23 protein-coding genes and 2 pseudogenes are annotated in these 24,831 nt (G+C 64.7%); 11 read left to right on the forward strand and 14 right to left on the reverse strand.

Annotation, left to right across the window (positions count from 1 at the left end; translation table 11 throughout):
- Positions 1 to 18 precede the first annotated feature (18 nt).
- The 3 genes from LZD57_RS15490 to LZD57_RS15500 all read left to right on the forward strand — a co-directional run bounded on the left by LZD57_RS15490 (position 19) and on the right by LZD57_RS15500 (position 3,618).
- Complete coding sequence (locus tag LZD57_RS15490) at positions 19 to 2,334, forward strand: hypothetical protein (RefSeq protein ID WP_233720386.1); 2,316 nt, start codon at positions 19 to 21, stop codon at positions 2,332 to 2,334.
- Positions 2,331 to 2,819: a hypothetical protein gene (locus tag LZD57_RS15495; protein WP_233720387.1), complete on the forward strand. Its 489-nt coding sequence runs from the start codon at positions 2,331 to 2,333 to the stop codon at positions 2,817 to 2,819. Before LZD57_RS15490 ends, LZD57_RS15495 begins: the two co-directional genes overlap by 4 nt.
- Before the next feature lie 451 nt (positions 2,820 to 3,270).
- Complete coding sequence (locus tag LZD57_RS15500; RefSeq protein WP_233720388.1) at positions 3,271 to 3,618, forward strand: hypothetical protein; 348 nt, start codon at positions 3,271 to 3,273, stop codon at positions 3,616 to 3,618.
- Here LZD57_RS15500 and LZD57_RS15505 read toward each other — a convergent pair.
- The 10 genes and pseudogenes from LZD57_RS15505 to LZD57_RS15550 all read right to left on the reverse strand — a co-directional run bounded on the left by LZD57_RS15505 (position 3,597) and on the right by LZD57_RS15550 (position 12,102).
- Positions 3,597 to 4,508: an ABC transporter substrate-binding protein gene (locus LZD57_RS15505; RefSeq protein ID WP_233720389.1), complete on the reverse strand. Its 912-nt coding sequence runs from the start codon at positions 4,506 to 4,508 to the stop codon at positions 3,597 to 3,599. The two genes, LZD57_RS15500 and LZD57_RS15505, sit on opposite strands and share 22 nt — an antisense overlap.
- 262 nt (positions 4,509 to 4,770) lie before the next feature.
- The gene (locus LZD57_RS15510; RefSeq protein WP_233720390.1) at positions 4,771 to 5,655 is read right to left on the reverse strand and encodes a VOC family protein; all 885 of its coding nucleotides are present in this window, start codon (positions 5,653 to 5,655) and stop codon (positions 4,771 to 4,773) included.
- A 14-nt stretch (positions 5,656 to 5,669) separates the two neighbouring features.
- Positions 5,670 to 6,548, reverse strand: coding sequence for a fumarylacetoacetate hydrolase family protein (locus tag LZD57_RS15515; RefSeq protein ID WP_233720391.1), 879 nt, complete (start codon positions 6,546 to 6,548; stop codon positions 5,670 to 5,672).
- Between the two features lie 5 nt (positions 6,549 to 6,553).
- Positions 6,554 to 6,976, reverse strand: coding sequence for an NAD-binding protein (locus LZD57_RS15520; protein WP_338034709.1), 423 nt, complete (start codon positions 6,974 to 6,976; stop codon positions 6,554 to 6,556).
- A 6-nt stretch (positions 6,977 to 6,982) separates the two neighbouring features.
- Positions 6,983 to 7,516: pseudogene (locus tag LZD57_RS15525) on the reverse strand (NAD(P)-dependent oxidoreductase); the annotation flags it as partial.
- Between the two features lie 36 nt (positions 7,517 to 7,552).
- On the reverse strand, positions 7,553 to 8,743 hold the full coding sequence (locus LZD57_RS15530; RefSeq protein WP_233720392.1) for an ABC transporter substrate-binding protein: 1,191 nt from the start codon (positions 8,741 to 8,743) through the stop codon (positions 7,553 to 7,555).
- Positions 8,744 to 8,758: 15 nt separating this feature from the next.
- Positions 8,759 to 9,463 carry an ABC transporter ATP-binding protein gene (locus LZD57_RS15535; protein WP_233720393.1) on the reverse strand — a complete coding sequence of 235 codons (705 nt, stop codon included), beginning with the start codon at positions 9,461 to 9,463 and terminating at the stop codon, positions 8,759 to 8,761.
- Positions 9,460 to 10,215: an ABC transporter ATP-binding protein gene (locus LZD57_RS15540; RefSeq protein WP_233720394.1), complete on the reverse strand. Its 756-nt coding sequence runs from the start codon at positions 10,213 to 10,215 to the stop codon at positions 9,460 to 9,462. Before LZD57_RS15540 ends, LZD57_RS15535 begins: the two co-directional genes overlap by 4 nt.
- A complete protein-coding gene (locus LZD57_RS15545) occupies positions 10,208 to 11,116 on the reverse strand; it encodes a branched-chain amino acid ABC transporter permease (protein WP_233720395.1) in 909 nt (302 codons plus the stop codon). Before LZD57_RS15545 ends, LZD57_RS15540 begins: the two co-directional genes overlap by 8 nt.
- 77 nt (positions 11,117 to 11,193) lie before the next feature.
- Positions 11,194 to 12,102 (reverse strand): branched-chain amino acid ABC transporter permease, encoded by a 909-nt coding sequence (locus tag LZD57_RS15550; protein WP_233720396.1) that lies wholly within the window; start codon positions 12,100 to 12,102, stop codon positions 11,194 to 11,196.
- Between the two features lie 39 nt (positions 12,103 to 12,141).
- Here LZD57_RS15550 and LZD57_RS15555 point away from each other — a divergent pair, with 39 nt between their 5' ends.
- The 4 genes and pseudogenes from LZD57_RS15555 to LZD57_RS15570 all read left to right on the forward strand — a co-directional run bounded on the left by LZD57_RS15555 (position 12,142) and on the right by LZD57_RS15570 (position 15,066).
- Complete coding sequence (locus tag LZD57_RS15555) at positions 12,142 to 13,086, forward strand: GntR family transcriptional regulator (protein WP_233720397.1); 945 nt, start codon at positions 12,142 to 12,144, stop codon at positions 13,084 to 13,086.
- On the forward strand, positions 13,083 to 13,472 hold the full coding sequence (locus tag LZD57_RS15560; RefSeq protein ID WP_233720398.1) for a YciI family protein: 390 nt from the start codon (positions 13,083 to 13,085) through the stop codon (positions 13,470 to 13,472). Before LZD57_RS15555 ends, LZD57_RS15560 begins: the two co-directional genes overlap by 4 nt.
- 251 nt (positions 13,473 to 13,723) lie before the next feature.
- Positions 13,724 to 13,876, forward strand: a pseudogene (locus tag LZD57_RS15565) (hypothetical protein); the annotation flags it as partial.
- Positions 13,877 to 14,019: 143 nt separating this feature from the next.
- Entirely contained in the window at positions 14,020 to 15,066 is a 1,047-nt protein-coding gene (locus LZD57_RS15570; protein WP_233720400.1) for an ABC transporter substrate-binding protein, read from the forward strand.
- 87 nt (positions 15,067 to 15,153) lie between these two features.
- Here LZD57_RS15570 and LZD57_RS15575 read toward each other — a convergent pair whose 3' ends face one another.
- The gene (locus LZD57_RS15575; RefSeq protein WP_233720401.1) at positions 15,154 to 16,134 is read right to left on the reverse strand and encodes a ketopantoate reductase family protein; all 981 of its coding nucleotides are present in this window, start codon (positions 16,132 to 16,134) and stop codon (positions 15,154 to 15,156) included.
- Positions 16,135 to 16,277: 143 nt separating this feature from the next.
- Between LZD57_RS15575 and LZD57_RS15580 the strand changes: the two genes are divergently transcribed.
- Complete coding sequence (locus tag LZD57_RS15580) at positions 16,278 to 17,198, forward strand: LysR substrate-binding domain-containing protein (protein WP_233720402.1); 921 nt, start codon at positions 16,278 to 16,280, stop codon at positions 17,196 to 17,198.
- A 29-nt stretch (positions 17,199 to 17,227) separates the two neighbouring features.
- Here LZD57_RS15580 and LZD57_RS15585 read toward each other — a convergent pair whose 3' ends face one another.
- On the reverse strand, positions 17,228 to 18,430 hold the full coding sequence (locus tag LZD57_RS15585) for a M24 family metallopeptidase (RefSeq protein ID WP_233720403.1): 1,203 nt from the start codon (positions 18,428 to 18,430) through the stop codon (positions 17,228 to 17,230).
- A 492-nt stretch (positions 18,431 to 18,922) separates the two neighbouring features.
- Here LZD57_RS15585 and LZD57_RS15590 point away from each other — a divergent pair, with 492 nt between their 5' ends.
- The 3 genes from LZD57_RS15590 to LZD57_RS15600 are packed head-to-tail and all read left to right on the forward strand — an operon-like array spanning position 18,923 to position 21,536.
- A complete protein-coding gene (locus LZD57_RS15590; protein ID WP_233720404.1) occupies positions 18,923 to 19,924 on the forward strand; it encodes an ABC transporter substrate-binding protein in 1,002 nt (333 codons plus the stop codon).
- Positions 19,925 to 19,935: 11 nt separating this feature from the next.
- Positions 19,936 to 20,769, forward strand: coding sequence for an ABC transporter permease (locus tag LZD57_RS15595; protein WP_233720405.1), 834 nt, complete (start codon positions 19,936 to 19,938; stop codon positions 20,767 to 20,769).
- The gene (locus tag LZD57_RS15600) at positions 20,769 to 21,536 is read left to right on the forward strand and encodes an ABC transporter ATP-binding protein (protein ID WP_233720406.1); all 768 of its coding nucleotides are present in this window, start codon (positions 20,769 to 20,771) and stop codon (positions 21,534 to 21,536) included. Before LZD57_RS15595 ends, LZD57_RS15600 begins: the two co-directional genes overlap by 1 nt.
- A 246-nt stretch (positions 21,537 to 21,782) precedes the next feature.
- Here LZD57_RS15600 and LZD57_RS15605 read toward each other — a convergent pair whose 3' ends face one another.
- A complete protein-coding gene (locus tag LZD57_RS15605; RefSeq protein ID WP_233720407.1) occupies positions 21,783 to 23,900 on the reverse strand; it encodes an acetate--CoA ligase family protein in 2,118 nt (705 codons plus the stop codon).
- Between the two features lie 37 nt (positions 23,901 to 23,937).
- Positions 23,938 to 24,720, reverse strand: coding sequence for an IclR family transcriptional regulator (locus tag LZD57_RS15610; RefSeq protein WP_233720408.1), 783 nt, complete (start codon positions 24,718 to 24,720; stop codon positions 23,938 to 23,940).
- Positions 24,721 to 24,831 lie beyond the last annotated feature (111 nt).

Here is a 24,831-nt window from a genome sequence, read left to right on the forward strand (position 1 = left end):
CAAAGACCGGCCGCTCCCATGAACACAGACGATCATGCCGTGGTGATCGGCGTCGGTCGCTATCCGACCTTGGGCGGGCGAAGCCCGGCCAAGGCCAACGACCTGAAGGGGCCAGACGAAGACGCCAAGGCCGTCGCCGCCTGGTTGGCCGATCCGAATGGCGGGGGTGTCCCCGCCGCCAACATCCAGCTGGTTCGATCCGCCAACTACGCCGATCCCTTCGATGGTCACGGCCCGCAACCGATCGAAAACGATATCGTTCAAGCGTTCCTGACCGTCGCCGATGCGATAAAGCAGAGTGGCCACCCGGGTCGACGGCTGTACATCTACGCCGGAGGGCATGGCTTTTCGCCGGAGCGCAAGCGCGGCGCGCTGTTCACAGCCAATGCCGATGACTTGAACCGCGCCCATCTCTATGTCTCGGAATACTTCAACTGGTTCGTCAACGGTGCCAGCTTCGCGCAATATGTTCTCTGGTTCGACGCCTGCTCCAGTCGCGATCGCCTGTTCACGCCGCAGCCACCCAGCTTTCTGCCGAGATTTGCTCCGATGGTGGCGAAAACCGTCGAGATGTCTGCCTATGCGGCCAATTTCACCCAGAAGGCCGTCGAGAATCTGATCGACGGTCGTGTCCGGGGAGTCTTTACCCACTCTCTGTTGCAAGGGCTGTCCGGCAAGGCCGTCGATCCCGCGACCGGGGCGATCACCACGGCAAGCCTCAGAAACCATCTCTTCAACGATATGCGCCGGTACATGTCGCAGGATCAGATCGATGATCCCGACATTTCGACCGAGCCCGACTTCGGCGCGGTGGACGACTTCGTCCTGATTCCCGGCCTGGCGCCGCCCGCGCCCGCTCCCGCGCCCGTCACTCCGGTCGCCAAGGTCAAACTGAGCGTCAAAGCGGATGACGAGGCGACGGAAATCCTGCTCGTCAACGAAGCCCATGCGCTTGCCGCGCGAGGGCTGGGCGCGATCGAGATCAAGGTCCCGAAGGGCCGATATCTCCTGCGAGCCAAGCTCGGCCGCGCCGAACACGAGCAACGGATCGAGCTCGACAGCGAGCGGACGATCCAACTGCCCGGCATTCAGTTCGCCTCCGCCGCGCCGCTGGCCGGGACATCGCGGATCCATGAGACCCATGAGGCGGCGTCGTTCGATGCCATCGCCCGGATCAACGGGGGACCGGGGGAGCGTGCCTCGCTGATGGTCATGACGCGCTGGTGGAGCGACACGGCCGAGCATCGCCGCTTCCGGGCGCCCCATTCGGGTCTCACGCTCCTTCATCACGGCAGCGAGCGGTTCGATCTCGCATCCGGGGCGAGCGAGGGCGACATCGACCGTGACCGCTGGGCGACCCGGACGATCTCGATCGACCCCGGACTGCATCGGCTGGATTTCCGGATCGGTGGGAAGTCCGCCGCGTCGATGACGATCAGCGGGTTGACCAACTTTCAAACCCGGCTCTATCTGCTCTTTGCGCCCAATCCCGACAATTCCTTCGAACCGCGGCTGGTCGACGCTTCCGTCTTCATGTGGAACACGCTCTATCCCGAGCGTCCGGACGTCGTCCGCCTCACCGATGCCGCCCGCCTGGCGCTGGCGGACGAGCGCTCGACACTATCGCCCCAGCTTCTTCAAAGCGCCTGGGGGCGCAAGCTCAACCCGATGATGATGCTCTACGCCCTGCATCACATGCTCTTGCTGAAGCAAAAGGAGATCGACGACGCGCGCCAAGGCGGTGAACCCGGCGGCGAGATGCCCCAGGGTGCGTCGCGCCCCGTCCGATTCGATCCACACCTCTTCGATCTGACGCTGGACGAGGCCGAGACGGTTTTCGGTGAGGACCATCCCGACATCCGCGCCATTCGCTTTGCGGCCGCCCAGGATGCCGGCTTCCTGCCGATCACCATGCCGCCGATGCTTTGGCCGAGCTGGTCGCGGCTGATGGAGGCGAGCAACCGGCAGCCGCGACTGATTCCCCTCGATATCGCCGAGATGGTCGCCGAACAACCGCTCAGTCGTCCGCATTTCGTCTGGTTTCGCCGGTCGGCGCGGCAGATCCGTCGCGGCACGCACGTGGAGGCGGTCGCGGAGATCCTGAACCGCGCCGAACGTCAGTCAAGAGAGGTCGGGGCAACGCTGCCACGGCCAGCCGCAGACGGCGGCGCGGAGATCGCGTTCGCTCCTGCGCCGGTGGCGGATGTGGGAGGCCCCGCCCCAGCGGCTTGGCCGCAATCGGACGCCGAGATGCGGGCGCGGCTCTCCCGCGACATGGGCCTGCCGCGGTCGGTGGTCGACGCCGCCTTGGCACGGTGCGGTGCGGGACCATGACGACCGATCGCAGCCCGAGGCTCGATCAGGGTCGGCTCGCTTTTTCTCAAGATTTGATCCTCTCGGTTCAGCGCCGGGAAACGGGGCCCGGCCGGCGCCGCAATCTCGGCCTTTTGCCGCTTCGTCCCTGCGAAAACGGCCGAGACGGCCGTGATTTCATCGGCACGGTCCCGCCAAAGGAGACGGCCTGGCTAGGCCTGCAGGCATCGCACTCCAATCGCGTCTTCACAGTTCGCGTCGCCGCCCGGCCTTCAACGGAAATGGAACGGGTGACACGCGAACTTCTAACGCTCCCACCGACGTTCGCTCTGGATCTTGCCGTGCCGGAAGAGCAAGAAGAGGCGCTGTGGATTATCGTCAGCACCATGCGGCGTTCGATCCGAATTCTCTTAACACACGAAATATCACCGACGGCTTCCGCGGAAATCGTACCGGAACTCCGCGATCCAAAATTGAGAGCGTATGGGGGCTGGAGGCTTCCATGAGCGACTTCACCCAATTGTCGGACGGACGCAACGGATGCCACTGTCGCACCGTCGTTCCATTACAGAAGAATTTCGGCGGCGACGTGCGGAGGCCCGACCTCCGCCATCAGGAATATCGAACCACTTTTAGAACGGCCGAAAACGCAGTACATCGATTGACTTTGCGCGAGCGTGCTCGGTCGACTGCATCGCAGTAAGTGCAAATACGAAACTTTTTGGTTTCTTGCCATAGTGCATTGCTAAATCATAAATGAATTTCAGTTCAGGCTGTAAAATTTTCTAAATCGTATCTCTACATCAATGGGCATATGGCAAAGACGAGTAGAAAATAATTAAAAACCGAAATAAATAACGAAGTTATCAAAACTCTTGCTGGTCAAATTAAGGACCACGCTCTTGCCGACCGGCCTCCGGTCGACGTCGTCATTCCGCTTGGGCCGATCAAAGGTCGTTGCCATCGATCGGGCCACTGGAGGATCGGATCGCGAGCCTGTTGTCGTGCGAGGGCATCGTTCCTTGCCGACAGGTCAGCGAGCGCGTGCCGGGGCTGTCGATGCCCATCCTGAAGACGCTCTTCTATCGTCCGACCGAGCATGTCCTGCTGCAAGCGCTGGACGAGTCTCATCCCATCACCCGGATCATGTTCCCGGGGATGGTGTATGAGCGCCGACCTTCGGAGAGGTCCGAGGTTGGTCAGGCGGCCACGGCGGGCAGTCTGATGGTACCGAGGATCGGCATGGCGGCGGAGGAGACGATCCTCCTCCGCCATCGCGCTTCTTACTTCGACGTCTTTTCGTAATAGGAGGTGTCGGTGTATTTGGCAGGATCCGTCAGATCCTTTTGCGGCTGGCCGTATTCGCTTCTCAGTTCCAGCACCTTCTGGACGCCTTCCGGGCTGACCGCGCCGTCCTTGAAGAAGCCGGACTGGTCGTCGAGCAGGATCTTGTAGGAGACCTGGGCGACGGGACCCGCCATCTGCGGCACGTGCTTTTCGAGGATCGCGATCGCCTCGTCCTTGTTGGCCGGGTCGTAGAGCCAGTCGAGCGCCGCGCGGTAGCCGCCGATATAGCCGACGAGGTCGTCCTCGTTCTCGGAGGCCCAATCGCGACGGGCGGCGCCGACGACGCCCTGATAGGCGCCGAGCGTCTCCGACCCGTTGCCGAGAAGGTTGAAGCCCTGGCGTTCGGCCGCGGCCTCGAGCGGCGAGACGAGGAGCGTCGCCGCGAACTTCTTCTCCATCAGCGAGCCGAACCGGCTCATCACGCCGCCGGCCTCGACGAATTCGAAATCGTCCTCGGAAAGTCCGTTCAGCTCCAGCATCTTGCGCAGGACGAAGGCATAGCCCGTCGTCAGCGCGTCGACGCCCACCTGCTTGCCCTTGATGTCGTCGTAGGTCTTCACGTCGGGCACCGAAACGAGACGCAGGAAGCCGTTGTCGACGCCCATGAAAGCGAAGATGTCGGCTTCGTTCTCCGTTTCGACGGCGCCCTGGCCCTCGGAATAGGCGACGACATTGTCCATCGCGGTCATGGCGATGTCGAACTCGCCGTCGATCAGGCCCTTCATCTGGAACTTGGAATCGGGCGTCGGCGTCACCTCGACCGACACGCCCTTCTCGTCGAAGAAGCCCTTGTCCTGCGCCACGAAGATCGGCCAGTTGAAGCCGCCCGGGAAGACGATGACCTTCAACGCTTGCTCTCCTTCTTGGGCGTGTGCGGAAACGGACATGGCGCTCACGGACATGGCCGTGGCCAATGCCAGGGTTTTCAGAACTTTCATTGTCTCCTCCTTCAGCTTTTCGGTGATGACGGCGCCGACCCTCTGGAACGAGGCCCGCACGCCGCGTCACGGCGTTCGGCGGCGCGCCGAACGCCGGCTTTGCGGGGAGGCGGTCCTCCGTCCTCCCCTGGCCTGCAGTCGATATGGCGAGGGGTCCTCCCGACCCCCTCGATCAGTCGAGGAAGCCCTCCGGCGGCGGCGAACCCCACATGTTCGCGGCGAGCTGGATGTCGTCCCAGACCTTGCCGCGCTGGGGAAACTCCTGATGCACCCGGCGCGGCTCGTAGAGGTCGAGTTCCTCGTTGACCCTGTCGAGCTCGCAATAAAGCTCGATGATCTGGCCGTCGGCATTGCGGTGATAGGTCGAGAGGTTGTGGCCGATGCCGTGGCGGACCGGCCCCCAGACGAGAGGAATGCGATCCTTGGCGAGCCAGTCGCAGGCGTCGCGGATATGGGCCCAGTCGCGCAGCTCGAAGGCGATGTGGTGCATCTTCACCTTTTGCCCGGCGACGAGATTGATCGTGTGGTGATCGGGCCCGCAGCGCAGGAAGGCGAAGAAATCGCCCATCCAGTCCGAGACCTTGAAGCCGAGCACGTCGCAATAGAACTTCACGTCGCTCTGGACGTCCGTGCAGTTGAAGGCGATGTGGCCGAGCTTGTTCGGCGAGATGCCGGCGCCCTGGAAGCCGACGCCCGATGGCTCGGCCTCGACGAAGACCTCCATCTTGGTGCCCTTGGAATCCTCGAAGACGACGGCGTCCTTGACGTTGGGCTGCGGATCGCTCTGGCGGGTCGTCTTCAGGCCGTTAGCCTCGATCTGCTTGGCATAGGCGTCGAGGTCGATGCCGGGCGCGAGCTGAAAGCCGATCGCATCGCATTTCGCGGCCGATCCCTTGCGAAGCACGACCGTATGATGATCGCCGCTGGTCGAGAGATAGGCGGCATCATCGCCGCGCTCGACGAGCGTCAGGCCCATGACCTTGCTGTAGTGGTCGATCTGACCTTCCAGATCCGGCGTCTGGAAGGCGCCATAGACGATACGGTTGACTTTGATCATGTCGTTTTCCCGTTTCAGACAAACTGATTTTCGAGGGTGCCGAGGCCCTCGATGGTGACGCGGACGCGGTCGCCGGCTTTGAGGAACTCCTGCGGCTGGCGCCCGAAGCCGACGCCTGCCGGCGTCCCTGTCGCGATGATGTCGCCGGGTTCCAGCGTCATCATGCCGGAGAGATGCTCGAGGATCGCCGCGACGCCGAAGATCATCTGGCCGGTGTTCGACTTCTGCTTGACGGTTCCGTTGACGGTCAGCTCGATGTCGAGGTCTTCCGGGTCGGCGACGAAGCGGGCCGGGGTGATCCAGGGGCCGGTCGGCTGGAACTTGTTCCACGCCTTCTGCATGACCCAGTCGATGCCGACGAAGGGGCGCGAGGCGATCCAGTCTCTTGCCGAAACGTCGTTGATCACGGTGTATCCGGCGACCGCGTCGAGCGGATCGCCGCCGTCGCCCGGTCCGAGACGGCGGCCGATGACGATGCCGAGTTCGGCCTCCCAGTCGTTCATCTTCGCGCCCGATGGCAGGGGCACGTCCTCGCCATGGGCGGCGAGGCAGGTCTGCGGCCGCATGAAGGCATAGGGAAATTCCGGCGGCGTGGCGACCTTCATCTCGGCGAGATGGTCCTTGTAGTTCGTGCCGATGCAGATGACCTTACGCGGGTTCGACAGGGGCGTCAGGTAGTCGATCGTCGCGGGATCCAGGCCACCGCCCGACAACGCGCCCGCACGCTCCGAGAGCCGTCCATCGAGGTCGGCCCAGTTTGCGAAGACCGCTTCCAGGTTCGACGGAGCGTCGGCGCCAAGGACCTCCGACAGCCGGTGGGCCTTACCCGCGATCAGAACCAGCGGGGTCGGCTTGCCGTCGAGGAGGCCCGTTCCGAGCTTGTATGCGCTCATGCTTGTTATCCTTGTGTCTTGTTGGGGACGGGCAGGCCGGCGGCCTCGGCGAAGGCCGCGTAGACGGAGGCGACGTCGGTCTTGTCGTAGCCGGTCTCCATCGCCCGATCGTAGAGGCGGGCGGCGCTCGAAAGCACCGGCATGGGGCAGTCGATCTCCGCCCCCATCTGCTCGATCAGGTGGACGTCCTTGGCGAGCATCGCGGTGGAGCCGAGGACCCGATCCCAGTCGCCCCTGGCCATGCGTTCGGCCCGGGCCTGGAACTGCAGCGAGGTGCCGGCGCTGGCCTTCAGCGCCTCGATCAGGGTGAGCTGGTCGAGCCCCATCTTGGCGGCGAAGGAGAGCATTTCGGCGGTTGCCGCGAGATTGGCCGCGACCAGCATGTTGGCGCAGAGCTTCGCCTTCATCGCCGCGCCGAACGGGCCCATGAAGAACAGGTTGTCGGTCACGACTTCGAGGATCGGCTTCGCCTTTTCGAAAGCCGAATGGTCGCCGCTGAGGAGAAAGATCGCCTTCTTGGCCGCGAGCATCGGCGGCAGGCCGCTGATCGCCCCGTCGAGCATGATCCCGCCCCTGGCGGTGACGGCGTCTGCTTCGCGCTGCTTGACGTCGCCGGACAGGGTCGAAAGCTCGACGACGACCTTGCCCGAGCAGTCGCCGCCGGCGATCCCGGTGGGTCCGGAGATGACCTCGCTCAGCGCGTCGTCGCCGGGAATGCAGCACAGGACGATGTCACTGCCTTCCGCGACCGCTCGCGGGGAGGCTGCGAACTGGCCCCCGAGCGCCTCGAACTCCGACGGATCGCCCCGCCTGAATCCGAGGACTTCGTGTCCGGCGTCGATGAGGTTCTCCGCCATGGGCTTTCCCATGTTGCCGAGACCGATCAGGCCAATCGTCGTCATCTCATTGCCTCCCATTCGAGTGGACGCGCACGCGGTGTCTCGCTGGAAGACCCGATGCCTTGCGCGCCGGCTGTCTCGATGCGGCTTCCGTGCGAAAGCCGATCATTTCATCTGGCACTCGCCGGTGTGGGAATCCGCCTTCGCTTCGAAGATGCGGGTCACCAACTCGTTGCGCAGGGTGCCGTCGTCGCCCTTGGCGATGCGGCTGATGTAGAAGTCCTGGATCGGAAAGTGATTGTTTGCGAAAGAGAATTCGCCACGGACCGAGTCGAACTCGACGTTTTCGAGGGCTTCGCGGAAGGCGTCGAGATCGCGGACATTGCCATCCACCGCGCCGACGGCGGCATCGAGGAGAAGGACCGTGTCATAGGCCATCGCCGCCAGGATCGACGGGTTTCGCCCGTATTTTTCGTTGAAGGCCTCCACGAATTTCTTGTTCGCGGCATTGTCGAGTTCGGGGTTCCAGGGGCCGGCATTCAAGGTTCCGGCCGCCGCGTCGCCGAGCGCGCCGAAGGTCGTCTCGTCGGCCTGGAAGGTCGCGAGATAGGGATCGACCGTCTCCTGCATGCCGGACTGGTTGAACTGGCGCTGAAAGGCGATGCCGGAGCCGCCGGGCAGGAACATCACCAGCGCCTGCGGGTCGGCGGCGCGGATCTGGCTGAGTTCGGCACCGAAATCGGACTGGTTGAGCTGAACCAGGAGTTCGGCCGCAAGATCGCTTTCGTAACCGAGCTTCAGGCCGGAAACCGCGTCCCAGCCCGCCTGATAGTTCGTCGCGATCGCGGCGACGCGCTCGACGCCCTCCTGTTTCAGATAGGCGCCGATCGCCTCGAACATCGTGTCGGTGTTCCAGGAGGCGATGAAGTAGTTCGCCTCGCAGCCGGCGCCGGCAAGGTTGGACGAGCCGCCGACTGAGGCGACGACCATGCGGTCCGCGGGCAGGATGACGGAGTTCACCGCCTCGCCCACATGGCTGAAGAGAAGGCCGGACATCAGGTCGATGTCGTCGCGCTGGAGCATCTGCCGGGCGAGCTGGATCGCGATCTGGGGCTTGGCCTGATCGTCGCCGGTGACCAGCTCGACCTCCTTTCCGCCGAGTTTTCCGCCGGTGTGTTCGAGGCCGAGATTGTAGGCGTTGAGCATTTCGACGCCGTAGCTTCCGGCAGGACCGGACAGCGTGCTGATATAGCCGAGCTTCAACGTGTCGCCGTCCTGCGCGACCGCGCCACCGGCCATGGTCAGGCCCGCGAGAATGGCCGCGTATTTCGCCGCCCGTCCGATCTTCGAAGTCATGAATGCGCCTCCCTGTTAGACGCCGAGATGCTGCTGATGCAGGCTTTCATCCTCGGCAAAAGCTTGGGCGGCGCCCTCCCAGACGGACCGCCCCTTGGATATGACGACGACCCGCTGCGCGATGCGCGCGAGCGCCTTGAGATTCTTGTCGACGACGATGACGGACAGGCCTGCCTTCGCGATGCTTTCGAGGCACAGCCAGATGTCCTTGCGTACGAGCGGCGCGAGACCCTCGGTCGCTTCGTCGAGAATGAGGAGTTTCGGGTTCGTCACCAGCGCCCGGCCAATGGCGAGCTTCTGCTGTTCGCCGCCCGACAGCGTGAAGGCGAGGTTCGCGCGCCGCTCCTTCAGCCTCGGAAACATCTCGAACACCCGCTCGCGCGTCCAATAATGGCCGCCCGGGCCGGACCGCTCGGCGAGCTTCAGGTGCTCCTCGACGCTCAGGTTCGAGAAGCAGCGGCGCCCTTCCGGCACCAGCCCGACGCCCATGCGCGAAATCTGGTTGGGCGAGACGGTCGCGATCGACGTGCCGTCGAAGCGGATGTCGCCGGACATCGCCGGAAGCTCGCCGGTCAGCGTCTTGATCGTCGTCGTCTTGCCCATACCGTTGCGGCCGACGAGCGCGACGACCTCGCCTTCCTCGACGGTCAGATCGACGCCGTGGAGAACCTTGATCGGGCCGTAGCCGCCGGTCAGATCGGAAACGTGGAGGAGGCTCACCAGACGTCCTCCGTTCCGAAATAGGCGTGCTGGACGCTCTCCATTTCGCGAACCTCCGCGGGGGCTCCCGTCGCGATCATCCGGCCCTCGACGAGCACCGATACCCGGTCGGCCAGTGCGAAGACGACGTCCATGTCGTGCTCGACGAGAAGGATCGCGCAATCGGTTCTGAGATTGGAGACGAGCTCGGTCAATTCGTGGCCCTCTTCCGTTCCGACGCCAGCCATCGGCTCATCGAGGAGAAGGACCTTCGGCTTCAGCGCAAGGGCCATGGCGAGTTCCAAATGGCGGCGCTCGCCATAGGACAGGGTCGCGACCTTCGCGTTCGCCCGGCGGGCGAGGCCGACCTTTTCGAGAGCGGCCATGGCCTCCTCGACGCCCTGCGTGTCGGAAAGGGTCGAGCGCCACCAGTTGAGCGCCGGCTGGCGGCGGCCGACGACCGCGAGAAGGGCGTTTTCGAGAACCGTGAAATCCTTGAGGACGCTTGAAACCTGGAACGAACGGGCAAGGCCGGAGCGAACCCGCTGCTCGGAATGAAGGCCGGTCACATCCACGCCGTTGAGGCGGATCGCGCCGGAATCGGGCCTGAGTTCGCCGGCGATCAGATTGATCAGCGTCGACTTGCCGGCACCGTTCGGGCCGATCAAAGCGTGGATCTCGCCGGGCTTCAGGTCGAGACTGACGGAGCGGGTGACGTTCAGCCCGCCGAAGGATTTGCTCAAATCGCGGACGACGAGAGGCGCCTCAGTCATCGCGCCCTCCGAGCAGCCGTTCCACGGCCGGATGGACGCCCTTGTGGAGATAGAGCACCGAGAGGATGACGGCCGGTCCGAGGAAGATCCGCCAATAGGTGGTGTATTCGGAGAAGATCGCCTCGAAGAGCACCAGGATCAGCGCACCGAAAAGCCCGCCCGACAGGGATGCGATGCCGCCGAGCGCCACCATCACCAGAAGCTCGCCGGAGACGATCCAGTGGAGATAGGCGGGGCCGACGAACTGGTAGAAATTCGCGGCCAGAACCCCGGCAAATCCCGTGACGACGGCTGAGAAGACGAAGGCGGCGAGCTGCAGGCGCTTCGGGGCATAGCCGAGCGCCTTCATGCGCCGCTCGTCATGGGCGATGCCGCGCAGCGCCAGCCCCGCCGGCGAGCGCGAAAGGCAAACCATGACGAAGAGCACGAGGCCGAGCGCGACGAGAACGAGGTAGTGAAAGCCGTGTATCGCATCGAGCGAAAGCCCGGCGAGCGTGTCGCGACCGAAGAGCGGCAGGCCATCGGCGGCGCCGAGGCTCTGGCTGCCCGAGATGATGAAATAGACCATCTGGGCAAAGCCCAGCGTGATCATGATGAATGCGACACCGCCGGTCCTGAGCGAGAGAAGACCGATGACCAGTGCCAGAACGGCGACGGCCAGAAGCGCCAGCGGCCAGACGAGAAGCGCGTCCTGATAGCCGGCATTGCGCGCCATCAGGACGCAATAGGCGCCCATTCCGAAGAAGGCCGCATGGCCGAAACTCACCAGCCCGCCGTGTCGGATCGCGAAGCCGACGGCGCAGGCGGCCATGCCGTAGATCATGACCCGCGTCAGCTCGCCGAGGAGATAGGCTTCGAGGCCCAACGGCGCGACGGCCAGCAGGAGGAAGAGGAGGAGCATGGACCGGTCGCCGCCGAGCGACGGCAATCCAGGCCGTGCGGCCGGGGCGGGGAGGGTTCTTTCGGCTGATGGAGACGTCATCGTGCGAAAAGCCCCTGTGGACGCGCGATCAGCACGGCGGCCATCAGCACGTAGATCAGGACCGCCGACAGCGAGGGCGCGACGCTGGCGACGGTGCGCGGCTCGAAAAAGCCGCCCATGAGAACCGGCGTGTAGGCCCGGCCCAGCGTGTCGACCAGACCGATCGCGAGGGAGGCCCAGAACGTGCCCTGGATCGAGCCCATGCCGCCGACCACGACGATGACGAAGGCGATGATGAGAACCTGTTCGCCCATGCCGACCTCGACGGAGACGAGCGGTCCGCTCATCACACCGGCCAGCCCGGCAAGGGCGGCACCGGCGGCAAAGACCATCGCGCCGACCAGGCGAACGTCGAAGCCGATATGGCGGACCATTTCCGGATCGCTCGCCGAGGCGCGCACCAGCATGCCGGCCCTGGTTTTCGCCAGCACGAACCACAAGCCTGCCGCGACGACGAGTGAGGCGACGGTCACGGCGAGGCGGTAGCGGGAATAGAAAAAGCCGTCGAAGAATTCGATCGCGCCGCCGAAACCATCGGGTGTCGGCGAAAAGAGCGGCGTTCCGCCCGACAGCCAGCGCAGAAGCTCGTTGAAGAAGAGGATGAGGCCGAAGGTCGCCAAGACTTGATCGAGATGGCTGCGGGCGTAGAGCGACCTGACGATCAGCCGCTCGATCAAGAGGCCTGCAAGGAAGGTCGCGACGACCCCCACAAGCGCGCCGAGCCAGAAGCTGCCGGACCAGCCGGCGACACCGACGGTGACGAAGGCGCCGACCATGAAGAGCGAACCGTGGGCGAGATTGATGAGGTGCATCACGCCGAAGACGAGCGACAGCCCCGCGGCGATCAGGAACAGGAGCAGGCCGTAATTGAGGCCGTTCAACAGCTGTTCGAGGAAGAAGACCATCGGCAGCCTTCCTCAATCGCGCAAGAAAATGCCGGAGGCATGGCCGCCGACCGTGAAGACCTCCGTCGCCTCGTGAGCTTCGTCCCGCATTTCATCCTCCCATTGGAAATTATTTTTAAATTTCCAAATTTGAGGTATCACCTCGTTTGTCGACATGTCAATGGTGGGGCGGGACCGTCTGAATCCTTCGGAGGATCGCCGAAAAATGCGAATGGAATCACGGTGCACGCTGTGCGAAGAGATCGCCCCGAGGAGAGGGACATGACGCGCACGGCATCAGAAATCGACCTGGAGCAGCGGGACGCGCCGCGGACGGTGTCCGAGGCGATCTATCGACGGCTGAGATCCGACATCATCTGGGGTGTCCTGGTTCCCGGCGCGCCTTTGCGATCCGACGAACTCCGCAGGAAATACGACGTCGGGATCAGTCCCTTGCGGGAAGCGTTGTCGCGTCTGGCGAGCGAGCGCCTGGTGACCTCCTCGGGGCAACGCGGCTTCCGTGTCGCGCCGATCGGCGACGCGTCGGTGGTCGACATCACGCGAACGCGGCTGGTGATCGAATGCGCGGCGCTCGAACGCTCCATCGAGGTCGGTGATGTGGCGTGGGAGACCCGGGTCGTGGCGACCCACCATGCGCTTTCGCGTGTGCCGTTTCCCACGAGCCAGGGCGCGGAGGCGGAGGTCTGGACCCGGCGCCACAAGGCGTTCCACATGGCGCTCCTGTCCGCCTGCCAGTCGGAATGGCAGATCTATCTGGCCGACCTCCTCTTCGATCAGGCGGAGCGCTTCCGCATCCTGCGCGCGGTGAAGACGGCAGCCGCCGGCAGGCAGCGCGATCCTGCCAAAGAACACCAGGAGATCGTCGATGCGGTTCTCGATCGCGATCTGGAGCGCTCGATCGCCGCTCTTCGCAGCCATTATCGCGTGACCATGGAGATGGCGCTGGAAGCTCTGGCGTCGCCAGCCGAGGAGGCCCTGCAATGAGCCAAGCCGAGCCGAGCGCGATGAGCGTCCCCGATCTGCTCGACCGGATGATGAAGGCCGAATTCTACCTCATCGAAAACCGACTTCTGACCAAGCCGGACGACCTCAAGGAGAAGATCAGGGAGCACCTGCTCTACATGATCGACCTCGAGAAATCCGGCACGCTGTTCCTCTCCGGCCCGCTCTACGACGACAGCGGCGCGATGACCGGCAACGGCATGACGATCATCCGCGCGGGCTCCTTCGAGGAAGCGGAGGCGATCGCCAGCCGGGACCCGTTCGTCGAGGCGGGCTATCGCGAGCCGAGGATCCATCGCTGGGTCGTCAACGAGGGCCGAGTCAACGTCCGGCTCGATCTCTCCGACAAGAGCAGCTCCCTCGCCTGAAGCCGACGTCGCCGGTGTTCGCCGGACGCGGCGCCTCGCAAGGCGGGAGGCCCGCTGACGCGCGCCGCGAGATCGTGGCGCGTCTTTCTTCCCGATTTGGAGACGTCGGCGAGCGCCATCGGGCGTTCGCGCGGCCGAGATCCGTCGCAGGAGCGCTGGAATATCGCCTTGACAGACGCGGTCCCATGACGGAGTTTAAATTTGGAAATTAAGAATAATATTCCAGTTTCCAAAATCTTCAGAACGGCAAGGCGCCCGAGCGGATCGTGGGCGAAGCCAAAGAGGCCGAGGACGTACCGTGGCCGGGCCGCACGCGTCCCTTCTGCGTCTATCCGAAACAGGCCCGCTACACCGGCGTCGGCAGTATCGAGATGGCGGCGAACTTCGAGTGCCGGATGCCGTGACCGTCTGGATGGCGGGCGGTGATCGGCAGGGCAATGGCCCCGGTCGCCGCCGGTTCCCGCGACGAGCCGGGCTTGCCGGCAGAGGGGAACGGACGTTCCCGGATCTATCCATCATCCGAAAGCAGCGCGAAAGGAGATCTCCGATGCGCTCATATCTCAATATCATCGCCGTCGCCGCATTGGCCGTAGGCGCCTGGATGCCCCAGGCCCATGCCCAGAGCGACGAGCTGTACGACGAGGCGGCCCAGGAAGGCGAGCTCGTCTACTACGCTCAGGGGCCCAGCCAGGTCTATGAAGACCTCGTGGCCCAGTTCGAGGCGAAATACCCGAAAGTCAAGGTGCGGATCGTTCCCGGCCGCTACGATGTCATCGAGAAGATCAACGATCAGCTCGAAGCCGGAGGCGATCTCGACGCCGACATCGTCACGGCGCAGACCATGCAGGACCTCGTCGAATGGCAGGAGGCCGGCCAGCTCATGAACGTTCAGCCGGACGGGATCGAGACTGTGCCGGAACATCTGAAGCGGGACGGGTTCTTCCCGCTGTCGATCTATCTGATCGGCAGCGCCTACAATGCGGAGAAACTGGCTGACGGCGAGGCACCAAAGACGGTCGAGGACATGCTGAAGCCGGAGTTTCGCGGCCAGCTCATCTCGACCTATCCTCATGACGACGACGTGACGCTCTACCTCTACGACCAGATCCGCGAGAAATACGGCTGGGAGTTCTTCACCGAGTTCATGGAGCTTGAGCCGAAATTCGTGCGCAGCCACGTCCTCGTCGCCGATGCTCTGAAGCAGGGAACAAGCACCGCTTCGTTCGACCAGATCACGACGTTCAACTCGTCCGAATTCGTCGTTCCGAAAGACACGCCCCTCGTCGCGTTTCCCTATGGCATCGCGGCCTTCGCCGAGGCGAAACATCCCAATGCCGCGAAACTGTTCCTGAGCTTCGCGCTCACCAAGGAGCAGCAGGAGCGCTATGTCAGCCGCAACATCTGGTCGGCGCGCGAGGATGTCGACCCGCCGGAAGGCTTCGAACCGCTGGAAAGCTATGATGTCGCCGACGGCTTCATCGATTTCATTTCAGATGGCGACAGGGTGAAGGAGCTGCGCTCCCGCTTCGAGGAGATCATCGGTCCGATCGAAGGCGAATATATCAGCACTGCGCCGAGCGCCCAGAAGCAGTAAGCGGCCCACCGTCCCCGATTGGATTCGCGTCGCGGACCGGTGTCTGCGGCGCGACTTTTGTTCGCCAGTTCGTGCCCGTGACGCCGCTCAATCGAGCACGCTCGCCTGCGATCGCGCCGCCATCACTGCGGCGACTGCTTCGAGGCGAGGGGTGTCCACGCCGGAAGACTTCGCCATTTCCACCAAGGCGAGGATGCCGTTCTCGATCTCCAGGGGCCGGCCGGCCCGGAGATCCTGGAGAAAGGACGTCACATGGGGCGGCGCGGTTTCAGGTGCGGTCATCGCTTCCGGATCGGCGTCCACCGGCAAGCCGATCGCGCGGCCGAGCGCCATGATTTCCTCGATCACGCCGATCGAAAGCGCGCGGGTTCGCGGATTTTGGCAGATCTCGGCGACGGTCTTCTCGCAGACGGTCGCGACAGACGAGATGCCCGCATTGATCAGGAGTTTCGACCAGATCTGATGGCGGATATCGTCGACGATCTCGGCGTCGTATCCTCCCGTCTTCGCGATCGCGACGAATTCCGCGATCAATGGATGGAAGGACCCGCTCGAGGTGCCGAGCCTCAGCCTGTTTTTGTCCGGGGTCGTGTTGGTGATCACGCCGGGTTCGCTCACCATGTTGCCCGAGGTGACGACGCAGGCGGTCCACCGCTCGGACGGCACGGTGCGGCCGAACGCGCCGCCGGGATCGAGCAGGGCGGACAGGGCTTCGTCTTCCGCGATGGGCAGTCCTTCTGCGAACCACCAGGGCATGCCGTTCATCGCGCTGACGATCTGGGTATCCGGGCCAATCAGGGGGTCGATGGCTTTCAAGGCGGCGGCGAGCGCGCGATATTTGACGGAGATCACCACGACGTCCTGCGGACCCAGGGTCTCGGGCTTGTCCGTTGCGGGCAGGGACACGCGAAACGGCTCGGCGCCCTTGGCGCGGAGTTCCAGGCCGCGTTCGCGCACGGCAGCCAGGTTTTCCCCTCGCATGACGACGCTGACATCGCCGCCGCCGCGCGCCAGTCTGATCGCCATGTGGCCACCCACCGCACCGGCCCCGAAGATGCAGATTTTCATCGCTCCCACCCTTTCGAACTGTTTGGATGCTGCAGCAGGGCGTGCCGCCAAGCCCGGCCGTCCCGCCGGTATGCCCAGCCCATCGGCCGGGCTCCGGAGGCGGCCGTCCTCCCGAATTCCCACGCCGCGATAGTGGTCCGCCCATGCCGAGTTCGCCGCAGTTTCCCCAATCGCGCCGTCTGCTTCCCTCGACGAAAGCCCTTGCCGCTTTCGAGGCGGTGGCCCGTCTGAAAAGCTTCACGCGGGCGGCCAGCGAACTTTCCTTGAGCCAAAGCGCCGTCAGCAAGCAGATCTCCGCGCTGGAACAGCAGCTCGGCCTTCAGCTCTTCGAGAGCAAACGCACCCATGGCATCGGTCTGACGCCGGCAGGCGCCCAATATTTCGAGAACGTCCGCCGCATCCTCGCCGATCTCAGTGCCACGACCGCCTCGCTGATCGCCTCCAATAACGACATGCGAAGCCTGCGGCTCGGCGTGCCGGCGAGCTTCGGCAGTCGCTGGCTCATTCCGCGCATCGGACGGCTCTTCGAGCGCGAGCCTGACATCACCATCGAGTTCGCGACACGGATGAACACCCGGCTGGAACCCAATTTCGCCAATCTCGACGCATCGATCGAGTTCGCTCCCGAGCCCGATACCAATCACGTCTGGCGCCAGCTCATGCCCTGGGTTCTCACCGCCGTTGCGTCGAAGGACCTGACGAGGGGCTACGATCTCGAAAAACCGGAGAACCTGTCCAGGGTTTCGATCCTGATGCACGCCTCCGACGTGCCGCTCTGGAACGAGTGGTCGGCTTCCGCTTCCGCCGGTGGCACGTCGTTCAAGACGGTGGTCTTCGAGACATACCCAATGGTATTTCAGGCGGCTGTCGTGGGGCTCGGCGTCGCGATCGCCCCGGCCGCGCTCATGGAAAAGGAATTGGCGAGCGGCGAGCTGGTCAAACCCTTTCCCTTGGAACTCAAAAGCCCCAACAAATGCTACCTCGTCTATCCCGGCGACCGCAGCGGCCGGAAGACCCTCGCCCGGTTCGAGGACTGGCTCTTTTCGCTCGATCTCGGCGCCTGACAACGAAGCGCCAGTGCGCCCATTCATCGTCACGCGACCAGGATTTCCTCCGGGCAGGCGTGCAGCCTCTCCATCCGCCCGTCCTCGTGCAGAAGATAGTTGTCGCAGCACGACACGAATTTCCGATCGTCGAAGATGAAGGGATGAACGCCGAGATTCATGTTGCCGGCGAGCGCCATCGTTTCGTCGGAGCGGATCAGCGGCCGTTCGACGACGTCCAGGCCCTGACCGTGGGCGTGGAGCCGCCGCTCCTCCGGATAGCCGTGCTCGCGCATGTGGGCGTTGTATTCGGCGAAGATGTCGGCGCAGTCGCGTCCCGGCGCCATCTGGGCGAGATTGAACCGGCGCACCTCCAGAACCTTCTGGAACGTGTCCTCCAGCTCGGTCGGAGCGGGGCCGCCGACCGAGATCATCCGCGACATGTGGGTGAACATGCCGCCGGCGCCCGAATTCTCGAGAAGGATGAAGACGAGATCGCCCTTCTGGATTTGACGCCCCTGCTCGGAACGCTGGCGCAGGGGGAGCGAGCCGTCCGGGAACGAGAAGGACGAGCCGAGGAAGAAACCCGTCTCGCTGCCGAGAAGCTGTCCGGTATATTGGGCGAACGCCGTGACCTCGTAGTCGCGGCGGCCGGGTTCGATGAATTCGACGAGCTTTGCCATCACCTCGTCCTGCATTGTCGCGGCCGCGCGGATCAGCTCGATCTCCTCGGCGCTCTTGATCGCCTTCACCGCATCGACTTGCGGCGTCACGTCGACGATCTCGACCGTGCCGGCCAACTCGCTGCGCAGCCCGGCGGCGATCGCGTAATACATGGCGCTGCCGCCCAGGATGCCGATCCGCCTATAGCCTTGTCGGCGGACTTCCTCGGCGATGAGGCGCCCGTCGTAGTCCATGGAATATTCGATGGCGGGGAATGTCGGCGTCTGAATGATCCGTCCGAAGCCGCTCTTGACGCGCTCGGCGCTCGGTTCGACGATCCCGCCGAAGGCACCGTGCCGGATGAAGACGAGCGGTCCGTCGAGCGGCAGGATCGCCGAGACGGGATAGGAGCCGGCGGCCGAATGGCCGGTCATCCAGCGCAGATATCCGGCCGTCCCGGTCATGTTGTTCGCCGATTGGCCGACCACCGCGTCGAGCTTTTCCGCCCGCATGATCTCGCGCAGCAAACCCCATCGCCGCTCCTGCTCGCGTGCCGTCGTGGCCTCCAGAGATCGCGTGTCGTTTGCCATGATTTCGTCCTTGGATCGCGTCCGCCCTCTCGCGGAAATTACTGAGACGCAGGGATGGCCGGAAACTCGAACATTTCCGCGCGCAATGAGGAAATTTCATAACGACGCGGCTCTGTGCCACGTCCATTTTTTCACGAGGCCATGAAAAACCGGCATAGCCGAGGCTCTCGGTCGTGCAAGATCGGGGGCGTGCAACCCCGTCCGTGAAGCGGGTCGCCGGTCGAGGAATTCGATCAAGCCTCTGAATTTGCAAGTAATCCTCGGCGGCTCGTGGATCCCGAGCATCGGGATGGTCCGGGCGTACGAACGGAGCTGCGAGGGGCGTCCGAGAGCGTACAGCTCCGGCCTTAATTTGGAATTACGCTTCGAAGTTGGAAATTTTCTGATAGGAATAAGCATGGAGGAGACATGTCCGAGCCTTGGCGAGCGCCTCGGTCGGACGATCGGCTGGAGCCGACGATGGTCGCGCCGGCCAGCATTTGGGAGGAAACAATGCAAAGGCGTGAATTCATTTCACTCGCCGCCGCGCTCGGCGTGGCGAACCTGGCGCCCAGGGTGGCTTTCGGGGCGGAAAACAGACGCACCAGCCACGCGACGAGCGCGGCCTTCACCGCGATCATCAGCGCCGTCGGCAAAGCCGAGGGCATCTACGAGGATGCCGGCCTCGACGTCGAGATCACCAAGCTTCAGCGCGGCTCCGAAGCGCTGCAGGCCCTCCTCGCGGGGCAGATCGAGTTCGCCGAAATCGCGCCCGCCGCGCTGATCCCGGCCGTCGCCCAGGGGGCGGACGTCAAGGTGATCGGCGTTCACAGCCACGGCTATTACGGCAAGCTGATCGCCTCCGAGGCGAACAAGGATCTCGGCACGCTCGAAGAGTTCAAGGGCAAGAAGATCGGCATCCAGTTCGGGACCGGGGTGCACACGACCTTCATGATCATCCTGCAGAAGCTCGGCTTGAGCGCATCCGATTTCGAGCTGACCAATCTGCGCGTCAGCGACATGCCGACCGCCATGCAGTCGGGCTCCTTCGACGGCGTGATCGGCTGGGAGCCGATGATGACCCGCATCGTGTCGGCCGGGTTCGGCTTCGAAGCGATCAGTTCCCAGGAATTCGAGAAGATGGCGGGCGTCTATTATCCGTTGCTCCTCGCGACCAAACCCGAACTCGTCGAAAACGACCCGGAACTCGTCCAGACCTATCTCATGGCGTGGCGGAGAGCCCAGAAATTCGTCGAGACCAACAAGGACGAGACGGTCGAGGTCCTGAAAAGCCAGCTCGGCGACATCGCCGGCGCTCTCGACGACGAGACCGTTCGGGCGGTGCTTTACGGCGGGACCTATTACGACACGGTCGTGCTGCCCGAGCAGGGCATCGAGGAGATGCGCGACATCGCGGCCTATCTCGAGGCCGAAGGCGTCATCCAGAACGAGCCCGACATCGACAAGATTCTCGACATGTCCTTCGCCGAAAAGGCGCAAGCGGAAGTCGGATGAAAGCGGCGAAGATGACCATTTCGACGATGGACGAAGTGCGCGGTGCGACGGCCCTGCCGGGCTCGGGACTGAGGTTTGCCAAGTCGGCGGCCTATGGCCTCCTGCCGGTCGTCGCGATCCTGATCTTCTGGGAAATCACCACCCGGCTGGAAATCTTTCCGCCGATCATCTTTCCGCCGATCAGCGCCGTCGCTTCGTCGCTCTACGACATGACGGTCAGCGGAACGCTTCTGGTGGATGTGGCCGGAACGTTCCGCCGGCTGACGATCAGCGTCGTCTTCGGCTCCGTCATCGGCGTCGGGCTGGGCGCGGCCATGGGCTATTTCGGCGTCGTCGAGAAGATCGTCGCGCCGAGCCTCAGCTTCCTGCTGTCGATCCCCGGAACCGCCTTCTTTCCCCTGACCATGATGTGGTTCGGGCTGAACGAGACGGCGATCCTCGTCATTCTCGTCTATGAAGTCGTGCTGACGACGGCGCTCTCGACATGGTCGGGCGTCAAGATGATCGACCCGACCATCCTCAATGCCGGACGCTCGCTCGGCGCCAGCGGCTTCTCGCTCTTCTACCGCGTGCTCGTGCCGGCAGCGCTTCCGTCGATCATCACCGGCTTTCGTCTCGCATTCGCCCGCGCCTGGCGCATTCTCATCGTGGCGGAGATGCTCGTCTCGCTCGGCAACGGCCTCGGCTATCGGCTCTACTGGGCCCGTGAGATGTTCCTGTCGAGCCAACTCTATGCCGGGCTGTTCGTCGTCGGCCTCGTCGGTCTCCTGATCGAACGGGCCTTCCTTCGGCCCCTGGAGGTGATGACGGTTCAGCGTTGGGGCACGCTGAGGGAGCTCGACTGATGGCCGAGCTTCACGTCCAAAACGTCTCCAAGGCCTATCGCAGCCGGCGCATGTTCGGCTCGAATTCGACGGTCATCTTCGACGATCTCAACGTCACGCTGAAGGATGCCTCCTTCGTCAGCGTGATCGGCCCGTCCGGCTGCGGCAAGTCCACGCTTCTCAACATGGCGGCCGGTCTCGAGCCGATCACCGGCGGCGATATTCTGGTCGGCGAGAGCCGGGTCAGAGGGCCGGGCCTCGATCGGGGCATCGTGTTTCAGCAATATGCGCTGTTTCCTTGGCTCAACGTCATCGACAACGTGGCTTTCGGGCTCAAGAGCCTCGGAAAGTCCAAAGAGGAGCGCTACGGGATCGCCCGCAGATATCTGCGGATGACCGGGCTTGCCGAGCACGAGACTTACTTCCCGGCGCACCTCTCGGGCGGCATGCGCCAGCGCGTCGGCATCTGCCGGGCGCTCGCCATCGACCCCGAGGTCCTGCTGCTCGACGAGCCCTTCGGCGCGCTCGATGCCTTTACCCGCGAGACGATGCAGAACGCGCTGGAAGAGATCTGCGCCAAGGCCCGCAAGACCGTGATGTTCATCACTCACGACATCCGCGAGGCGGTTTTCCTGTCCGATCGGGTCATCGTCCTCGGCCGTGCGCCGGGCGGTGTCGTCATGGACCTGCCGATCGATCTCGACCGGCCGCGCAATCGCCACGACCGCGAATTCGCCGAGTATGAGGCGATCCTGGAAAAGGAAATCCGCAACCAGATGCCTTTGTGAGCGACGGGATATGGTCCAGCGCAGCAACTACGACCGCTTGCGATAGAGCGCCCAGGCCCGCCGTCTCGATCTCCCCCTTTGTGGGGGAGATGGGTGGCAACCCAGAGGGGGGTGCGGCGCCGTCGTCTGGAGATATCGCGCGGGGACACCCCCTCTGCCTGCCGGCATCTCCCCCGCAAAGGGGGAGATCAGGCTCGTCGCATTGCTCGACTCCGTGGTTCAAGCGCTGCGCGGTATTTGGAGGGGTTACGGCTTTCCGCCGAGCACCACCAGCGCGTCGAGGGCGACCGCGCCGGTCTCGTTCACCCGCAGGGGATTGATCTCGACCTCGGCGATTTCCGGATGATCGAGGAGAAGCTGGCCGACGGCGATGGCGACGCCCGCAATCGCCGAGCGGTCGCAGCGGGGCAGGCCACGGAAGCCGTCGAGGAGCTTCTTGCCGCGCAAGGCGTCGAGCATTACCGCGACGTCCGTCTCGCTCAAGGGTGCGAGGCCGACGACGGAATCGGACAGTGCCTCGGCCTGCACGCCGCCGAGGCCGATGACGACGCAGGGGCCCCAAGAGGGATCACGGACACCGCCGACGATGAGTTCCACGCCGTCGGGCGCCATTTCCTCGATCAGGACGCGGTTCGGCGTCTTCGTGGGGATCGCGGCGATCTTGTCGAGCGCCGCCGTGAAGGCGTCGTCGTCGCGGACGTTGAGGATGACGCCGCCCACCTCGGTCTTGTGGGCGACGTCCTCGGCGGCGATCTTGACGACGACGGGCTTCCGCAGTTCGGCAAAGGCGGCGAGCGCGGCCTCGCGGGTTTCGCCGAGGACGCTTCTCGGCGCCGCGATGCCGTAGCTGCGCATCAGCTGCTTGGCGGCATTCTCGTCGAACGGGCCGGTCAGCTTTTCGCGAGCGGGCGAGGGGGCGTTCTCGGCCGCATGCGACAGCCGCCACTGGTGGCGGGCGTCGGCGTCGAGCACGGTGCCGGCAAGGGCCAGACGGTCCGGTCCGATGACCGTCGGCGTGCCGAGCGCCGCGAGGTCGTCGCGGGCCTTTTGGAGGTCCGGCGCAGGGCCGAGGGTTCCAAAGAGGATCGGCTTGCCCGTCGCCTCGTCGGCCGGGCGAAGGGCCGCGGCCGGATCGAGCACCGAGGGTTCGCTGATCCCGAAGACGAGGACGGCGTCGATCGCCTCGTCCTCGGCCGCGGCGCGCACGACGTCCGGAAAGCCCGGCCCCGGGCGGCCGGTGTCGACCGGGTTCTTGATGAAGGTCATCGGCGGCAGCAGCGCCTCGATCGTCTCCATCGTGGTGGGGCCGAGTTCGGGCAGCGCGATGCCGGCGGCCTTCAGCGCGTCGGTGATGAGAAGGCCCGGCCCCGCCTGTCCGGTGATCAGGGCCATGGCGTTCGCGGCCTTGGGCGGCATCCGCCGCCGTGAGAGCACCGCTGCCGCCTGTGCCAGTTCGTCCAGAGTATCCACCACGATGGCGCCGGCCTGCGTCAGGGCCGCGACGGTGCGCTCGCGCGAGCCCATGAGATTGCCGGTGTGGGAGACCGCGAACTCGCCGATGTCGGCGCGGCCCGCCACCACGGCGACGACCGGCTTCTTCGGCGTGACGTGCTTCAGCGTCTCGAAGAGCGCGCGGCCATCGGTGACGCCTTCCAGATGCAGCGCGATGGCGCGCGTGTTCGCGTCCTCGGCCAGAAGATCCAGCATGTCGCGCGTGCCGACATCGACGGCATTGCCGAGACCGGCGGCGATCGAGACGCCTTCGCCCAGCCGGTCGAGCAGGTAGCCGAGGCTGAGATTGACGCCGCCCGATTGCGCGACGACGGCGACGGAGCCGGTTCCGATCGTGTCGACGCCCGGCACGAAGCTGGCGATGCAGCCGGCGGCGGGGTTCACGAAGCCGGACGTGTTCGGCCCGAGCAGCCGCATTCCCGTTCGCGCGCAGATTTCGCCGAGCGCGTCCTGAAGTCCCGCGCCCTCGGCCCCGGTCTCGCCGAAGCCGCCCGAGACGATGAAGACGCCGCCGACGCCGCGCTCGGCCGCCTCCGCCGCCGCCCTGACGCAATGTCGGGCCGGGATGGCGAGCACGGCGAGATCGACCGGCTCGGGCAGGTCGGCAAAGCTGGGATAGCAGGGCCGGCCCTGGATTTCCGTCTCGCGCGGGTGGACGCAGACGAGCTTGCCGGGAAAGCGCGACAGGGTCTTCAGCGCCTGCGAACCCGCCTTGGCCGGATCGGCCGAGGCGCCGACGACGGCGATGGATCGCGGCTTGAAGAGACGCGCCAGATTGGCCCGGCGGGTGTCTTCGAGCGCGCTTGCGGCGGCGGGTTCGGTCCGAAGGGCCGTCGGGCGTGTTTGGCTCATTGTGTCTCCCTTGAATCTGATCGGCAGGTGCGGGCGATCAGGCGATTTCCCGCACCACGGAACGGCCGCGGCAAAAGGCGAGCAGCGCCTGCACCTGCGGCGCGTTCGGCAGCACGCTCGCAGGGTCGACGCCGACGAGGGTGACGGCGGCCTGCACCTCGCCCTGCCAGTCGAGGATCGGGGCGGCTGCGGCGACGAGGCCCGGAATGTATTGACCGTCGACGGTCGCATAGCCGCGCTCGCGGATCTCTCCGCTCAGCCGGGCTATGCTGGCCCTCGTCGGTGCCACGTCGGGAAACAGCGCCGGATTGCGCGCCGCGCGCCGCAACTCGCTGTCGAGCGTCGCCTGGATCGGTGCTTTCTGCGACCAGGCGAGGAACACCCGTCCGGTCGCGGAAGTCAGCAGCGGCAGCGTCGTGCCGAGGCCCATCGAAGTGACGGTGGGCGAGACGCTGCGCTCCCACCGCACGACGGTCGCGCCCTCGTTCGCCCAGACCGACAGGAGCGCCGTCATCGAGGTGTCGAGTGCCAGATCCGGCAGGCCGTCGGCCGTCCGGTTGACGAAATCGTTGCGGGCGAGCGCTGCGAGCCCGAGCTGCATCGCCTCCGGCCCCAGATCGTAACGTCCCGAGCGACCTTCCTGACGGGCGAGCCCGGCCTGCGTGAAGGAGGCGAGATAGCGATGCACCTTGCTGACCGGCATGCCGCAGTTGCGGGCGATTTCCGACAGGGTGAGCGGCCCGCTCTGGCGGGCCATGAAGGTGAGGACGCCGAGGGCCGCCTGAAGCGACTTCAGTCCGCTGCCGTTCTCCTCAGCCATGGGGCGCGATCCTCCCCGAAACGGCCGCGGGAACGGCGGAGGAAGCCTGAAAAGGCCAATTGAAACAAGTCGTTGCCAGGCGCGCTGCGGCGCATCGGTTGACCGTTTCTG

The sequence above is a fragment of the Jiella avicenniae genome (assembly GCF_021390325.1).
GTDB lineage: Bacteria > Pseudomonadota > Alphaproteobacteria > Rhizobiales > Rhizobiaceae > Jiella > Jiella avicenniae.

Excerpts from the sequence above, each read along its gene's own strand:
- LZD57_RS15605 (WP_233720407.1), bottom strand. The coding sequence starts at position 23,900 with ATGAGCCAAACACGCCCGACGGCCCTTCGGACCGAACCCGCCGCCGCA.
- LZD57_RS15510 (WP_233720390.1), bottom strand. The coding sequence starts at position 5,655 with ATGATCAAAGTCAACCGTATCGTCTATGGCGCCTTCCAGACGCCGGAT.
- LZD57_RS15590 (WP_233720404.1), top strand. The coding sequence starts at position 18,923 with ATGCAAAGGCGTGAATTCATTTCACTCGCCGCCGCGCTCGGCGTGGCG.
- LZD57_RS15570 (WP_233720400.1), top strand. The coding sequence starts at position 14,020 with ATGCGCTCATATCTCAATATCATCGCCGTCGCCGCATTGGCCGTAGGC.
- LZD57_RS15600 (WP_233720406.1), top strand. The coding sequence starts at position 20,769 with ATGGCCGAGCTTCACGTCCAAAACGTCTCCAAGGCCTATCGCAGCCGG.
- LZD57_RS15520 (WP_338034709.1), bottom strand. The coding sequence starts at position 6,976 with ATGGGCCCGTTCGGCGCGGCGATGAAGGCGAAGCTCTGCGCCAACATG.
- LZD57_RS15610 (WP_233720408.1), bottom strand. The coding sequence starts at position 24,720 with ATGGCTGAGGAGAACGGCAGCGGACTGAAGTCGCTTCAGGCGGCCCTC.
- LZD57_RS15580 (WP_233720402.1), top strand. The coding sequence starts at position 16,278 with ATGCCGAGTTCGCCGCAGTTTCCCCAATCGCGCCGTCTGCTTCCCTCG.
- LZD57_RS15515 (WP_233720391.1), bottom strand. The coding sequence starts at position 6,548 with ATGAGCGCATACAAGCTCGGAACGGGCCTCCTCGACGGCAAGCCGACC.
- LZD57_RS15530 (WP_233720392.1), bottom strand. The coding sequence starts at position 8,743 with ATGACTTCGAAGATCGGACGGGCGGCGAAATACGCGGCCATTCTCGCG.
- LZD57_RS15490 (WP_233720386.1), top strand. The coding sequence starts at position 19 with ATGAACACAGACGATCATGCCGTGGTGATCGGCGTCGGTCGCTATCCG.
- LZD57_RS15575 (WP_233720401.1), bottom strand. The coding sequence starts at position 16,134 with ATGAAAATCTGCATCTTCGGGGCCGGTGCGGTGGGTGGCCACATGGCG.
- LZD57_RS15540 (WP_233720394.1), bottom strand. The coding sequence starts at position 10,215 with ATGACTGAGGCGCCTCTCGTCGTCCGCGATTTGAGCAAATCCTTCGGC.
- LZD57_RS15585 (WP_233720403.1), bottom strand. The coding sequence starts at position 18,430 with ATGGCAAACGACACGCGATCTCTGGAGGCCACGACGGCACGCGAGCAG.
- LZD57_RS15495 (WP_233720387.1), top strand. The coding sequence starts at position 2,331 with ATGACGACCGATCGCAGCCCGAGGCTCGATCAGGGTCGGCTCGCTTTT.
- LZD57_RS15560 (WP_233720398.1), top strand. The coding sequence starts at position 13,083 with ATGAGCCAAGCCGAGCCGAGCGCGATGAGCGTCCCCGATCTGCTCGAC.
- LZD57_RS15550 (WP_233720396.1), bottom strand. The coding sequence starts at position 12,102 with ATGGTCTTCTTCCTCGAACAGCTGTTGAACGGCCTCAATTACGGCCTG.
- LZD57_RS15595 (WP_233720405.1), top strand. The coding sequence starts at position 19,936 with ATGACCATTTCGACGATGGACGAAGTGCGCGGTGCGACGGCCCTGCCG.
- LZD57_RS15555 (WP_233720397.1), top strand. The coding sequence starts at position 12,142 with ATGGCCGCCGACCGTGAAGACCTCCGTCGCCTCGTGAGCTTCGTCCCG.
- LZD57_RS15545 (WP_233720395.1), bottom strand. The coding sequence starts at position 11,116 with ATGCTCCTCCTCTTCCTCCTGCTGGCCGTCGCGCCGTTGGGCCTCGAA.